General features: G+C 35.2%; 12 protein-coding genes. 10 read left to right on the forward strand and 2 right to left on the reverse strand.

Annotated features, from left to right (window positions below; all coding sequences use genetic code 11):
• The first annotated feature begins 29 nt into the window (after positions 1-29).
• The 3 genes from gpmI to CH354_RS02795 are packed head-to-tail and all read left to right on the forward strand — an operon-like array spanning position 30 to position 4129.
• Positions 30-1682 carry a 2,3-bisphosphoglycerate-independent phosphoglycerate mutase gene (gene gpmI / locus CH354_RS02785; protein ID WP_100726088.1) on the forward strand — a complete coding sequence of 551 codons (1653 nt, stop codon included), beginning with the start codon at positions 30-32 and terminating at the stop codon, positions 1680-1682.
• 15 nt (positions 1683-1697) lie between these two features.
• Entirely contained in the window at positions 1698-3746 is a 2049-nt protein-coding gene (locus CH354_RS02790; protein ID WP_100726087.1) for a serine hydrolase domain-containing protein, read from the forward strand.
• A gap of 44 nt (positions 3747-3790) precedes the next feature.
• Positions 3791-4129 (forward strand): STAS domain-containing protein, encoded by a 339-nt coding sequence (locus CH354_RS02795; RefSeq protein WP_100715784.1) that lies wholly within the window; start codon positions 3791-3793, stop codon positions 4127-4129.
• A gap of 38 nt (positions 4130-4167) precedes the next feature.
• On the opposite strand, the gene CH354_RS02800 is transcribed toward CH354_RS02795, so the two are convergent.
• Positions 4168-6564, reverse strand: coding sequence for a SpoIIE family protein phosphatase (locus CH354_RS02800; protein WP_100726086.1), 2397 nt, complete (start codon positions 6562-6564; stop codon positions 4168-4170).
• Between the two features lie 84 nt (positions 6565-6648).
• Between CH354_RS02800 and pgsB the strand changes: the two genes are divergently transcribed.
• The 5 genes from pgsB to CH354_RS02825 are packed head-to-tail and all read left to right on the forward strand — an operon-like array spanning position 6649 to position 10230.
• On the forward strand, positions 6649-7845 hold the full coding sequence (gene pgsB, locus CH354_RS02805; protein ID WP_100726085.1) for a poly-gamma-glutamate synthase PgsB: 1197 nt from the start codon (positions 6649-6651) through the stop codon (positions 7843-7845).
• Positions 7838-8302 carry a poly-gamma-glutamate biosynthesis protein PgsC gene (gene pgsC, locus CH354_RS02810; RefSeq protein WP_100715787.1) on the forward strand — a complete coding sequence of 155 codons (465 nt, stop codon included), beginning with the start codon at positions 7838-7840 and terminating at the stop codon, positions 8300-8302. Before pgsB ends, pgsC begins: the two co-directional genes overlap by 8 nt.
• The gene (gene pgsW / locus CH354_RS02815) at positions 8302-9432 is read left to right on the forward strand and encodes a poly-gamma-glutamate system protein (RefSeq protein WP_100726421.1); all 1131 of its coding nucleotides are present in this window, start codon (positions 8302-8304) and stop codon (positions 9430-9432) included. The genes pgsC and pgsW overlap by 1 nt, the downstream gene beginning before the upstream one ends.
• A gap of 6 nt (positions 9433-9438) precedes the next feature.
• On the forward strand, positions 9439-9627 hold the full coding sequence (locus CH354_RS02820) for a hypothetical protein (RefSeq protein ID WP_100726084.1): 189 nt from the start codon (positions 9439-9441) through the stop codon (positions 9625-9627).
• Between the two features lie 51 nt (positions 9628-9678).
• Positions 9679-10230, forward strand: coding sequence for an LIC_12238 family plasminogen-binding lipoprotein (locus tag CH354_RS02825; protein WP_420843815.1), 552 nt, complete (start codon positions 9679-9681; stop codon positions 10228-10230).
• On the opposite strand, the gene CH354_RS02830 is transcribed toward CH354_RS02825, so the two are convergent.
• Complete coding sequence (locus CH354_RS02830) at positions 10214-12205, reverse strand: tetratricopeptide repeat protein (protein WP_100726082.1); 1992 nt, start codon at positions 12203-12205, stop codon at positions 10214-10216. The two genes, CH354_RS02825 and CH354_RS02830, sit on opposite strands and share 17 nt — an antisense overlap.
• Positions 12206-12372: 167 nt before the next feature.
• Here CH354_RS02830 and CH354_RS02835 point away from each other — a divergent pair, with 167 nt between their 5' ends.
• Both CH354_RS02835 and CH354_RS02840 read left to right on the forward strand, forming a co-directional pair.
• Positions 12373-13041: a hypothetical protein gene (locus CH354_RS02835; RefSeq protein WP_100715791.1), complete on the forward strand. Its 669-nt coding sequence runs from the start codon at positions 12373-12375 to the stop codon at positions 13039-13041.
• A gap of 169 nt (positions 13042-13210) precedes the next feature.
• Positions 13211-15241 carry an ATP-binding protein gene (locus CH354_RS02840; RefSeq protein ID WP_243395939.1) on the forward strand — a complete coding sequence of 677 codons (2031 nt, stop codon included), beginning with the start codon at positions 13211-13213 and terminating at the stop codon, positions 15239-15241.
• Positions 15242-15259 lie beyond the last annotated feature (18 nt).

The raw sequence follows: 15259 nt of genomic DNA on the forward strand, positions 1-15259 counted from the left end.
AAATGGAAAAAGACAGGGGAATCTAATTTATGTTAACTCTAAAGAAACATCCACAAGGTGCATTGACCAAACAAGTTTTACTCATCGTACTCGATGGAGTGGGTTACACAGAAAAAGGATTTGAAAATGGAAATGCCGTTGCAAAGGCAAATATGCCAGTTTTAAAAGGACTTTGGAAAAACCATCCAACTGTATTACTAAAAGCACACGGGACAGCCGTTGGTATGCCAAGTGACGAAGATATGGGAAACTCAGAAGTCGGTCATAATGTGCTTGGTTCAGGACGTATATTTGACCAAGGGGCAAAACTTGTTTCTTTATCCATTGAGAATGGAAGTTTGTTCAATGGACCTGTTTGGAATAAAATTGTTTCCAATTGTTTGGATCATCAATCCACATTTCACTTGATCGGACTTTTTTCTGATGGCAACGTTCATAGCCATATAGATCACTTAAAAGCACTCATCGACAATGCGATCAAACAAAATATAAAGAAAATAAGATTACATATTTTATTAGATGGAAGAGACGTTCCCGAAAAATCAGCGTTAGACTACCTTATCCCATTCGAAACATATTTGGATTCCCATAGAAAATCTGGCATTGACATATTAATTGCATCTGGTGGTGGTCGGATGGAGTTAACTATGGACAGATATGATGCAGACTGGTCCATGATTGAAAGAGGATGGAAACACCATGTGGAAGGTGAAGGTAGGATTTTCTCTTCTGCAAAAGAAGCGATCGAAACTTTCCGCAGTGAAAATCCTTCTGTGATCGACCAATACCTTCCTGGATTTGTGATTGGTGATGGAAGTGGTAACCCTGTTGGAAAAATTTTAGACAATGACTCTGTTGTATTTTTTAACTTCAGAGGTGATAGAGCCATAGAAATTTCAAGGGCATTTACAGAAGAAAATTTACCACTTCTCAACCGCAAACGATATCCAAAAGTAGAATTTGCAGGTATGATGCAATATGATGGTGATCTATTTATCCCCAAACAATACTTAGTTGCTCCACCGACAATCGACCGCACGATGGGTGAATACTTTGCCAATGAAGGGATAGCACAATACGCATTATCCGAAACACAAAAGTTTGGCCACGTAACTTTTTTTTGGAATGGGAACCGTTCTGGTTACTTCAATCAAAACTTAGAAACATATGAAGAAGTAAAATCAGATATCATCCCTTTTGACCAAAAACCTGAAATGAAAGCAAAAGAGATCACTGACAATTTGGTTCTTGCTCTAACATCACATAAATTTCCATTCCTAAGAGTGAATTATGCCAATGGAGATATGGTGGGGCATACTGGAAATATGGATGCAACAATCAAAGGATTGGAATACTTAGATGTTTGTTTGGATCGAATCAAAAAAATTTGTGATGAAACAAATACGGTTTTGTGTATCACTGCCGATCATGGTAACGCTGACGAAATGTACCAATTAGACAAAAAAGGAAATGCTCAAACTGCAAAAGATGGTAAACCTGTTCCCAAAACAAGTCACACCCTCAATCCAGTACAGTTTGTACTGTATGATCCGAAAGGTAAAATCCAACTCGAATCAAATTTAAAGGAAGCAGGTCTTGCAAACGTAGCCGCCACCATGATGGATTTATTAGGTTTTGAGGCTCCAGAAGGTTACCACCCAAGTCTAATTCATAGAAATTAATTTTCCCTAATTCCTATGATGTTTCGAGTCTTTACCTATCTTTTGTTCAGTGTATTTGTATGGAACTGTTCAGAAGATGGGATTGGATCTTTCTCCGAAGAAACCAAAGAAAAAATCCGTAAAAAAATCAAACAAGAAGGGTTCCAAGGTGTAGTCCTTATCTCTCAGGATGATACAGTATTATTCCGTGAAACCATATATTCTGGAAAACGCAGGAAACGTTCACAACTCTTCCAAAAACATGCTTTTCCGTTAGGTGAATCTTCCAAATTATTCACTGCATATTTAATCCATCGATTGGCAGAAGAAAAAAAAATATCCATTGTTGATCCCATACAAAAACACCTTAAATGGTTTCCAAATCCTAAAATCACAATTGAACATTTGTTACGTCATACATCTGGCCTTCCAAAAATTATTGAGTTTATGCCTAATTTTGACTCTGAAAGATCAAACTTAAAACGAGATGATATCAAAAGATCATTTTTAGAATCAAACTTCAAACCAAACTTTGCACCAGGTGAATATTGGAAGTACAGTCGATTGGATTATTTATTTTTGGCCTATCTCATCGAGTTTGTAACCAATCAACCTTATGCAAGTGTTGTGAAAAAAGAAATTTTTGAACCTTTGGAAATGAAACATTCTCAAGTGGATCCAAACGATCTACTCCTTGGCAACAGTGGTATCTTAAGTACCCCAGAAGATTTAAAAATTTTTTCAGAAGCGATACGTACAACCAAAGGAATTTCCAAAGAAGCAAAAGAATCAATCATCAAAAGAACTGTTCTTACAGATGCCATATCAGAAGATCCAATCGCTTTTGGAGAAGGAGTTTATGTTGGAGACTATTTTTACTGGGCATATGGGAAAAAAAATGGAGTTTCCAATTTCATTTACCACGATTTAAAGAGTAGAATTTTTATCACCATCGTAAGTCCTTACGGAGTTAGTAAAGGTGATTTATCTTCTATTAAGTCCACCTTAACAGAAATTATATTCAGTGCAAAAAAATTAAATCTCAGAAAAAAGACAAACTCTCCAAACGAATTGTACATTGAAGATTTTATGAAAGAAGAGAAAGTTCCATCTCTAGGCATTGCTGTATTTAAAAATTATAACTTACAGTGGAAAAAGATGTATGGAACAAAAACACAACAAACACTATTTCGCGCTGGTTCTTTGTCCAAAACGATGACAGCAACTGCAACATTACGATTAGTAGAATCGGGACAGTTAGATTTATATTCCAATTGGATTAACAAACTAAAACAGTACAAAGTGTCCGTTCCGAAGGGTAAAAAAAGGAGTGTCGTTAACTTAGATTTACTCTTATCGCATACGAGTGGTTTAACTGAAAAAGGGAATTGGGATCATCCAGTTAATTCAGGTAAAAAACACCTTAAAGATTTAAAGGATACCAATGTTTCCAAAGGAAACGGACTCAAACTATATTATAAACCTGGAACAAAGTCTCGTTATTCGGGTGGTGGGTATAGTATTGTCCAAGAAATTTTAACAGAGCGAACTGGAGAACCATTTCCCACTTTGATGGAGGAATATGTATTCAATCCATTACATATGAAACGAAGTACGTTCCGTCAAAATCTAACGGAAAAAGATGATAGATGTGATGGTTACGATGAACTCGGAAAGATTTTACCTGAAAAAAAATTCGTAACCCCAGAACTTTCATCTGGTGGATTATGGACAACCCCAGAGGACATTGGAACTCTTTTTAACGAAGTGGCAAAAGCCAAACAAGGGCGTTCTGAATTTTTAACTAAAGAATCTGCTGAATACCTACTTTCACCTAAAATGAGTGCGGCAAGTTTAACCGTACATGCACTTGTCGCTCATGGATTTTTTCTCAATCGGACTGGAAAAACAGAGTATTTTTTCCATGGAGGCCATACAAAGGGACATAAGTCTTTGGCCATTTTTAACGCTGAAAAGGGGTATGGAGTGGTCATCATGACCAATTCAGAAAATGGTTCCAAACTGATCTGGCGGATTTTACGGACCATTTCTGTGGATGAAAAATGGGATAAGTTTGTGAATTAAACTATTGACCAAATTTTTAAATTGGCTATTCTCTAAGCGATTCGATGGAATATACAGAATCTAAATCTAACGGAATTGTAGTCCTTAAATTGTTTGGCAACTTAGATATGTTAAATGCCGGCATTCTCAAAGAAAGGATCAAAGAATCTGCGTCCCAATCCGAACATCGATTTATCTTTGATTTGGAAGGAGTCAGTTTTATCGATTCCTCTGGATTTGGACTCATCATGTCTCTCAATGACAAACTCACCGAATTAGGGGGTGGATTAAGAATCGTAAACGTTTCCAAAACCATCCGTCAAATTTTTAGAATCTCAAAAATTTCATCCGTGATCCAAATCTTCGAATCCACAGAAGAAGCAATCGAGTCCTTTCACTCTTAATTGTTTCTCAAATTTTCTTCGTTTAACAAACTCTAACCTCACGTGACAGAAGTTGTTACCATTTTTTTCCAAAAGTTTTTTAGTTTTAAAACTTTGGGATTTTCTGGTGCCATTTCCTGTAATGCAAGTAAAACTTCTTTAGATCGTTCGATGTCTCTTCTATGCATCAATATTTCAGCTAACAAAAGCAAGTTGTTAAAATTCTTCGGATCTCGATACCTGAGTCGCTCAGCATAGTCTGTCGCAAGTACAAAATCTCTTTTTTGTTTATGTGCATAAGCAATATAAAATAAAAAGTCTGTATCACCTGGATTTAGTTGTAGATATCGATTTGCTAGAACAATCGCTTTTTCATAATCCTTAGATTTCATATAGAGTTTGGACAATTCTCTCAAACAATATAAATCATCTGGTTCTGATTCCAAGGCAAGTTCTAAAGCAAAAATAGCATTATTCCATTCACCATCTCTGTAGGATTGTATTCCTTCACCTAACATTTTGTAGTATGTATTGTTCTTTGTAGATTCTTTTGCAGCATATGCAACTTCTTCTAAAAAGGATATTCTCATCAGACTCAAGTCATCAGTTAATTCACCGAATAACATCATCACACGGCAAATCTCTTTTAAGTCTCCTGCACCTTCTGTGACATGACGAAGGAAAACTGTTTCATCATCGTTAATCATACGGTTTCCACCAGAATGACCCACAAACAAATCATCACGGCCATCGGATCCCAAAATCAATACGTCACCTGGACGTAATGGATAAATTTGAATGACTACTTCATCACCACTCATTTCGGTAAAACCAATCTTACGCAACGAATGTTCGTTTTCCAAGAAACTTGCTACACCATCACGGTATAAAACAATCCAAGGGTGTTCTGCATTGATGTAGTACAATGTACCTGTTTCTTCGTCCACCAAACCTAAAATAGCGGAAAGTAACATATGCCCATCAAAACTAATGAACACATTATGTACTTCTTGGAAACATTCCTTTAACCAACGTTCGGGGTGTCTGTCCTGCATGTACCTTAGTTTCTGAGTACGAGTGATAATGGATTTGAATACTGTTCCCATAACCAAAGCACCACCAGCACCTTGTATGGATTTCCCCATAGCATCTGCATTTAAGAATACAGTGTATTTTTTCCCCATGAGATAAATAGAATCAGAAACAGATAAGTCTCCACCAATCTCGGATTGTTTATTACGAAATTGGAACTGTTTCATTTGCCTTTCAAAAATTTGAATCGAAACAGTTTCTGATTTTGCAAATGATCCCTTTAGTGGTTTGATGAGTAGTGATGTTAAAAAATAATCTCCATCTTGTTTTTCCTGCATCTTTTGCATTTCAGATAAAGTATCATTCAGTTCTCTAGTGCGCTGGTTTACCATCTCTTCTAAATGATTTTGGTGTTCTGCTAACTCCTCTTTCATTTCAACAAAAACTCGCCCCATCTGCCCTATTTCATCACTTCTATGGGTTGGCAAAGTTTCAGGTTTCCATTGGTCTAAATCAACCATCGCAGAAGTCAAGAGTTTGATTGCTTCCACCATATCTCGAGAAAATAAAAAGGAAATCAAAAAGATTACGCCACATAACACTAGAGAAGCGACAACGAAAAAGGACCAAATTTTCCAAGTTTTAGATTCTACCTCGTTCTCATCAATCATCACATGAAAAACGAGTTGTTTGATTTTTTGTGAACTTCCTACGTATGGAATTTTTACTAAGTAATAAGGTTTATTTTGGAAATGAAATCTTTGTTCTTCTAAAAGTAAGTCTGGATTTTCATTCATCACCATTCGGATCATATCTGATCCTACTGTTTTCACCTTTCCTTCCTGAAAAATTGCTAGATGAATTCGATTGTCTTTTGAAATTGTTTTTGTAAAATTATCATCAACCACTTGGCCAATGAGAATTGTACCTCGACCAAAAAGTGGTGCCGCCAAACGAAATCCAAGTCCACTATGACCATCTTCCAAGGCTGCTGTCGCTTGGCCATTCAGAGCATTTTGTATAATGGGTTGGTTTTTTTTATCATCTCCAAAATCTTTTGGCCTATGAACACGAAATACTACTTTTCCTTGGCTATCACCTAGCTCAAAAATGGAAAGACCATACCGTTTTAAAATTTGTTGTAAATAAGGAAGTTCTCTTTGTAAAACTTGACGATCATTAAGTCCTCGTTCCAAAATCTCCCTTGTTCTTGCATTAAAGGTAATTTCTTCCAATAATAACCTGAGTTTTTCTTCTTTAAACTCTAACTCTCGCTGAAAGTTTCGTGATAAATCTTCCGCTCTTTGTGTTTGTGGGATATTTTTGACTGATTGTAAAAGGTAGGCGAAACTCGTTGTGAGAGCAATTACAAGAAGAATTTGACTCACACTCAATATTAATAAGAATTTGTAACGTATGCTCATAGAAAACTACGTGCATCTTCGCAAATTTACGTTACAATCAAATGACATTCCTTTGAAGGAAATGTATCATCTGGAATTTTTAATATGAAACCAAATGCCACCTTATTTTTTCTCATTATTTTGGTTTTAGTAATTTATTATACTATTGAGGTTATCTTACATAATCTGACTTTAAAAAAATTCAAACATAGAATCCATGTCAACGGAACAAGGGGAAAATCAAGCGTAACAAGACTTATACGAGCTGGTCTCTCATCCTCAGGACATTCTGTTTTTGCAAAAACGACAGGAACACTTGCTCGTATGATATTCCCGGATGGTTCCGAAAAATCCATTACAAGATTTGGGAAACCATCCATATTGGAACAAATCAAAATTCTAAAAAAAGCAAAATCATCTGGAGCCGATATAGTTGTTTTGGAATGTATGGCTTTGGAACCTCGATACCAGTGGGCAAGTGAAGGTCAAATATTACATTCTGACATAGGAGTGATCACAAACATTCGAGAAGATCACTTGGAAATTATGGGACCTAATTTAATTGATGTCGCAAAAACATTGTTGTCTGCAAGCCCAATCAATGGGACACTATTTGTGGGTCCAAACGATTTTGAAAAAGAAGTCCTAGACGTTTGTTTGGACCGAAACACAAAAGCAATCATCCTATCGAAAGAAGAAATTGAAACTGTTACTGATGAAGAAATCTTAAAGTTTCCATATTGGGAACACAAAGAGAATGTATATCTCGCTCTTAAAGTTTGTGAATTATTAGGAGTGGAACGAAATGATGCCTTAAATGCAATGTGGAAAGTAAATCCAGATCCAGGAGCTCTTTCCGTATTACCAATTCACTTTTTTGGAAAAGAGTTTATCTACGCAAATGCAATGGCAGCCAATGATCCTAGTAGCACAAAACTCATCTGGAATTCAATTTTGCAAAGGTATCCAAATATTAAAAAACGATTCATATTATTCCATACAAGAGAAGATCGTCCAGAAAGAACCATACAACTCACAAAAGAGTTTGCCAATTGGGAAGGTTATGATGCCATTATTTTAATAGGTTCATCTACGACATTTGCGTTTCAATGTTTAAAATCATATTCGAATACGGAAGTTCCTATTTATGTATGGGAACACTTAAGTTTAGATGGAATATTTGAATCATTACTTTCAATACTTCCAAAACAATCATTGGTATTTGGAATGGGGAATATAGTGGGACTTGGAATGAATTTGTCTTTATACTTTAAGAATAGGTCAGAACAAACATATGAATGAAATTCTCCCTTTGTCGATTGGACTTAGTTTGGTGATTAGTCTGGTTTTTTCAGAATTGTTTGGTATTTTAGGTACGGGACTCGTTGTGCCAGGATACCTTGCATTATCTCTCACACATCCCAAAAATATCGCGCTCACTTTCCTCATCGCATTTTTATCATTTATCTGCGTTGAACTTCTCTCAAAATTTTTAATGATCTTTGGCAAAAGAAAGATAGTCTTCATCTTGTTATTTGGATACTTTTTTGGTTATTTATTAAATTATCAAATTTTACCAGACATTGATTTATTATATTTATCAGAAGTAAGGGGAATCGGATTCATCATTCCTGGACTCATTGCTGTTTGGTACGAAAGACAAGGAGTATTGGAAACGACTTCCGTATTGATTTTAGCGGCTATCTTTGTGAAAATTCTTTTAATTTTTCTTTTAGGAAATGAATTAGAAAATTTATGATTACAAAAGTTTATTGGTCACCTTGGCAACATTCACGTGTCGCTTTATTTTTACTGGCCGTCCTTGGTGTAATGGGATTACTATTAATCGAAACTTGTAAGGTAAAAAAAGAGCAACCATACTTCAAAAAAAAATTACATGCTGCTAAATTAGCTGAACGTGGATTCCAGATCCTAAAACCCGAACTTTTAAAACATAAAAAACCTGATTATAGAGAGTTTGATCCAACTAACTCTGGTTTAATAGGCGAATTTTTAACTCCAGTGACAAGTAACAGTGGTTCTTTACAGGCAAAACAAACTTCAGTAAACCCAAACTTTGCCGCAGTAATGGTTCAATTCCTTAAAAAAGCTAAAGTAGAGGAAGGTGACACAGTAGCTGTTGCTATCTCTGGATCATTCCCTGCACTGAACATTTGTTTGTTTGCTGCATTAGATACATTAAAACTAAAACCAATCATTGTATCTAGTGCTTCAGCATCTCAATTTGGAGCGAACCATCCTCAGATGTTATGGCTTGATATGGAAAATGAATTAGAATCTTCTGGTATATTTTCGTTTCGTTCTAGTTATGCATCATTAGGTGGAATCCAAGACAAAGCAGCAGGCACTTCAAAAGAAGGGAAAGAAATGCTTTTACGCGCACTCAAACGAAATAAAGTTAAATTATTAGATCCAATCCACTTTGAAGACTCAATTGAAAAAAGAATGAAATACTATGATGAGTTATCACAAGGAAAACCCATCAAACTTTTTATCAATGTAGGTGGAGGTACAACGATTTTAGGAACAAGTTTGGGCAAACAAGTTTTTAAAAATGGATTGATCACTGATTTACCAGAAGAAGTACATATTCCCAATTCTGTGATTAAGTCGTTTTTAGAACGGGAGATCCCTGTTATCAATTTCATTCAAATTGAATCTTTAGCGCGAAAATTCGGACTTCCTTTAACTCCAAAAAAAGTTCCAAAACCAGGAGAAGGAAAAGTATTTTATTCAGAAGAATACAATCCAATATTGTATGTTTCTGTTTTCCTTTTTTTGCTCGTTGGATTGTATGGAGTAACAAGACTCGGTTGGGGTGAAAATGAAGAAGATCGTTACCTTCCGATCACACTCCGTTCTAGGTGATTCCATATGGCAAAAATCATTGTACTATCGATTTTACTTTTTTTCATTTTACGTTGGGTGAGTCGCATTTTGATCTTACCTGCAAAAATTGCGGAAGAACTTGGGAAAAACCAAAGGGAAACATTCCAAAATAGGCCCAAAGCCCCCCAATCCAATGAAAAAGACATCTCAGACCGTGGAAAAATAATCGAATAACTTCCAATTTCAGACGAGAAAATTTCCAATTTGGACGAAATTCTAAATAAGATGAGACAGAATTCGTCGGCAAAATTTGCCCATTTTTTCCAAACGAATCTCCTAAAAAACACCACTCGATTTCTAACCACATTATCTTTGTTAGTTTTTATCCAATGTGGTGTTCCCAAAGGTGAATTTGGTTGGACAACTACCAAAATGGAAGAAATGGACATTCTGGAACAACACATCCAAACCATCACTGACTATAAAATGATGAGGGATGATCTTATTTTTTCTCCAACTGATACCATTCATTATGTTTACCAATTTTCAAGGAATCCTGGACTCGAGACAGATTTCCATATTTCACTCAATCGTTATGAATTGGATTTTGTGGAAATTGATATTAAAAAGAAACGAGTAGAACCAGATAGTCTAGCGATACGGGATGAATTTTCTTTACTAAGAACTGGCGAATACCTAATTAAAATCGTTCATGAAGGTGACACCGTTGACGAAGTAAAATTTAGAGTTTTGCCTGATGAAGGATATACACAGGAAAATCTAGAACAAGAATTAGCTGGCGATCAAACCGATGAAATCATTAAATACTCTCGTTAATTGGTGGCTCTATATTTCCCGTTTCTAATATTTTTTTAATTCTTTCCAATTCTTTTAATGCAACACGGATATCTGTTTCCCCACCTTCTTTGATTACGAATTCGTAATACTCTTGGGCTTTTTTATAATCACGGTTTTCCTCTGCAAGAACTCCTAATCGAAATAAGATTTTAATAAGAGGAATTTTATTCCGTTTCGTTTCTAAAACACGAATCACAGCTTCTTGGTCTTCGATTTTTAAATCCATTAATCTATATTGGGATAAAGCATCATCAAGAGTTGTGACCATTAAATCTTTTTTCAAAGTTTGTTTTTTCTCAATTAATTCTAAGCGTTCTTTTTCTGCTACGATGAGTTTCTCATCGATTTTTTTCCACTGCATGAGTGCAATGTTCAGTTTGTTTTGTTCTAATTCGAATCTTTTGAGTTTTTTATCTTTTTTACTGAGATAAAAATATGCAATGGATTCCATTTCTGGAAGACCTGTATCCTGGGCCAAGGATGGATTCCAATCTTTACTATTTTTCTCTAACCAATAGGTTAAAAAACTGGCACCTCTTTCAGGATCTCCAATCTTATGATTGAAAAATACACCAATTTCATAGGAAACTCTTGTTTTTTCAGGTGTATCTGGACTTAATTTAAAAAATGTTTCATAATAATTTCCGGCTAAAATATTTCTTTTTAAATCAGCATTAATCGTTGCTAAACGCAAATTGGCTTTTATTATTTTTTCTTTTTCTTCATCACTTGGATTAGGATTTTTCAAATACTCGGTTAAAGCCTTTTCATAAAAATCAGCAGCTTTTTCTTTTTTCCCATCTTGCCTATATTGTTCGGCGATGTCATTTAATACATTGGGGTTTTCATTCCATATGCGATAAGCTCTTTCTAAAATTAACTCATAAGCAAAAAAATCAGTATTTCTTTTATAATCAAATAGAACGTATATTCCTTTTCCTGCTGTTCCTAATTTATTTACAATTTTGAGTCTTTCTTTGTTATCATCTTCAAGTTTTTTAACAACATTGGCAAAGGCATAAAGATCATTAGACTCGATTTGTTTTCGTTTGTTTAGATAAGCCAAATACCTTTTATTATAAGAATCTTCATAATTTGATTTTGCTTTTTTTCTGGATTCTTCAATCAAACGAACTTCATCATTCCAAAGTTTTCTTTGAGATACCAATTCAGATAACTGTTTTCCTTCTCGAATCCAATTGCTTTCTTTTAGATGAATGTCATCCTTTGCTTTTTTTAATTTTTGTTCTGCTTGGATCCACTCCGTGTACAATCTTTCGTGTTCTTTGGCAGAACTTTCATCATATCCAAGCACATCTTCTTTTTGCCATTCGCCCATACGGAAACCTTCTTCGGTCATCTCTAGTGGATGGTAACGAAAGGCCGCGATGTAATGTCTTAGAGCAGGTGCAAACTTTTCAGATTCTACATAAAGTTTTGCAAGTTTGGTATGCAAATAATACAAAAGTGGTGAGTCACGAACAATAAAGGTTTCAGAATGTTTGTGTGTACTTTGCCAAAGTAATAACCGAATGTCATTCATCTCTGTGCGAGAATTATAAACATTACCTTTTTCACGATCTTCCCAAATTCGTTTTTCTTCAATGAATTGGCTATAATATCGTTTTAAGAGACCTTCCGCCTCACGGATCTTAGTTTCCAAATTTTTGGGACCTGTTTCCTGTCCTGGATCCACAGGTAAATCAGCACCAGGTATGACAGGAACATCAGGTGCATTCGGATCCACAGGTTTTGGCTCATCTCGAAGGGCGATCCCAGAATCTTCATCGATGTTGATTCTTTTTTCAGTGTCGAGAGATTTGACTTCCTCCATGGAAATCACCTGGAGTGGGGAAAGATACAAACCTGAGAGTGGATTCCTGCGGTCTTCCTCCCCTGCCCAAATTGAAAATTGTAAAATGAAAAAAAGGAACCAAATGCACAACTTGGACATATTTCTTTTTGAAACCTGATTGTCCGAGAGAGAAAACTCCAATTGTGATTCCTACCTGTAGTCAATTATCGGCGAAATTTCAATTTTCCCAATACAAAAGGTGTTGTATTCTTTTGCCAGATGGCGTTCACTAAAAAACAAATCCAAACCCAATCAACAAAAATCACATGTCAAAAAATATAGTCGAAAGGTATCTCGTTCTCAAAAATAAATATCGGAATTATGATACAAAATATGCCTTAAAACGGATGCAAGCTTTTCGACTTGCGACTCAAGAACTTTCCAGAAAAGGTTATGAAGTTGCTCTTGAACTACTCGGTTCCATCAATTTTGGGATTGTTGATCCAACTTCCGATGTGGACTGCATACTATTACTCGAATGTGACTTGCACAAAGACCAAGGTTCATGTCCCCACCATTGCAACAACCTAACTTTCGTTAAAGCTGAAATTTCAAAATTTGTTACAAAACGACTAGCACCTGAATCGTTTAATATTGATTATTTAGATTCTATCAATTTAAAATATGTAGAAGAAAAAATTAGAACAGAAACTGTTCTGGGTGATGAGACACTTTATTGTCTGTTATTCTATCGTAATATTGGAAGACCTGTCAATCGCCCGCTTTTTATTCCTTTTTGTGATCAGTTAGAAGAAAATCATGATTTTGTCAAAGAAATCATTCCTTGGGCTTCAGAAGCTTTGGAAGGGTATCTAAATACCAACCAACATCGTATGTCTTTTAATAAGTACAATGAGAGAATCCGCGCAAGAGGCCTAAGCCTTCCAGAAGGATTACAACAAGAATTACAAGCCTATATGGAAGGTGAGTCTTAGAACTGACATATTTAGTAGAAACAACAATTACTATGTCCGAACATGATACAAAGATTCAGAACTCCAGTTATCCATTTTGTCTCATCACAAAATTTAGTTTTGATTTGAATATTATTCTTTACTACTTTTGTTTTTTGACTAGAGTATCGCCATGTTGGATGCAAGTTGGATGCCGAAAAGGAGACTGTTTCCTTACCTACTTACCAATTTTAGTTTATTTATTTTTGTCTCTATAGCCTTCGCATTTTATACAGCAAGCGAACGAAACATAGATGCTGCAGAAGAAAATCGATATAAATCCTTACAAATTGCCAACGAACTGAGGCAATCTTCCGACCAACTAACAAACCTAGTTCGTTTGTATGCAATCCAGAAAAAACCTAAATACAAAGACTACTTCCAACGAATTTTAGAAATTCGAAATGGTGAAAAACCTAGACCAAAGGGTTACGATTATGCCTATTGGGATTTAGTCATTGCAGATGAATTACCTCCTCCACCGGAAGAAGGGGAACAGATCAGTATCTATGATGCAATGAAACAAGCCGATTTTAAGGAATCAGATTATTCATTACTCTCCTTATCAAAAGAAAAATCGGACCAACTTACCAAAATCGAATTTGAATCTATGTCTTTGATTGAAGAAGAATTAAAAACAGGAAGGTCCAACCCAAAAGCAATCAGGATCTTATTTGATGATCATTATTTGAAGTGCAAAGCAGAAATTATGAAACCAATTAATGATTTATATATCCAACTCGACGAGAGGACTTCACAAGCAATCTTAGATGCAAAAGAAAAAGTTTTTTTCTTACGTACTGTCTTAATCCTCTCTGGTATAATTTTTGGGATTACTTTATATTTAACCCATAGATCATTAGTGTCTATTATGGGGGGAAGTGTAGATGAAGTTTTTCGCCGAATTTCATTACTTGGTGAAGGGAAATTTACAGGAGAAATTCAGACTACAAATAACAAAAATTCAATCTTAAACAGCTTAAATATCACACAAAAAAGATTACAAGAGTTATATGAAGAAAAAGAAATGGCAAGTCATGCAAAATCAGAATTTTTAGCATCTATGAGTCATGAAATCAGGACTCCTCTGAATGGAGTCATTGGTATCACTCAAATTTTATTTAATACCAATTTAGATTCGGAACAAAAAAACTATCTAAAAACCATTGTCGACGCAGGAAAAGCTCTCTTAAATATTTTAAACGATATTTTAGATTTCTCTAAGATTGATGCTGGGAAATTAAAAATCGAAAATATACCTTTCCATTTACCAAATTTAATCAAAGAAATTTTCGATTTATTTGTGATCGAATCCCAAGCAAAACAGTTAGAATTTTCTTATCAAATTGATCCCAAAGTTCCCGAAATGATCATATCAGATCCAAGCAGGATTCGTCAGATTTTGTTCAATCTCATTGGAAATGCGATCAAATTTACTGAAACTGGATACGTCATCCTTCATGTCGAAATCAAAGACCAAATGATTCTATTTGAAATTAAGGATTCTGGAATTGGAATTTCTTCAGAGAAACTCTCCTCTTTGTTTCAAAAATTTTCACAACTGGATGCTTCCACCTCACGAAAGTATGGTGGGACAGGACTTGGTTTGGCTATTTCAGAAAGATTGGTAAAGTTATTGGATGGAAAAATTGGTGTCAAGAGTGTTGAGGGTGTCGGTAGCACGTTTTGGTGTATGATTCCTCTCTCCACACCGAGGGAAACAGTTACCAATCCAATTCTAAATCGTGAGGATACGGAAGATAAATTCACAGTTCAAAATATTTCTGAAAATTTTTCCAACCAATCATTTTTGGTAGTGGAAGACAATGTACTCAACCAAAAAGTCATTGGTGGCCTGTTAAAAAAACAAAACATCAATTATGATTTAGCTGAGAATGGGAAAATAGCCGTTGAAATGTGCCAAAAGAAACACTATGACTTAATTCTAATGGACTGTGAAATGCCAATCATGGACGGCTTTGAAGCCACTACCAAAATTAGGGAAATGGAAAAAAATAAAGAACAAAAATCAGTCATCATTGCTGTCACTGCACACGTGTTAAATGAACATAAACAAAGGTGTTCAGAAGTAGGGATGGATGGTTTTATCAGCAAACCATTTTATATCGATGATTTATTGCAGACATATAAGAAAGTGTTAAATAACAAACGAGTCAAATAAAAATGATTTGAATGAACT

This window comes from Leptospira levettii (assembly GCF_002812085.1).
GTDB lineage: Bacteria > Spirochaetota > Leptospiria > Leptospirales > Leptospiraceae > Leptospira_A > Leptospira_A levettii.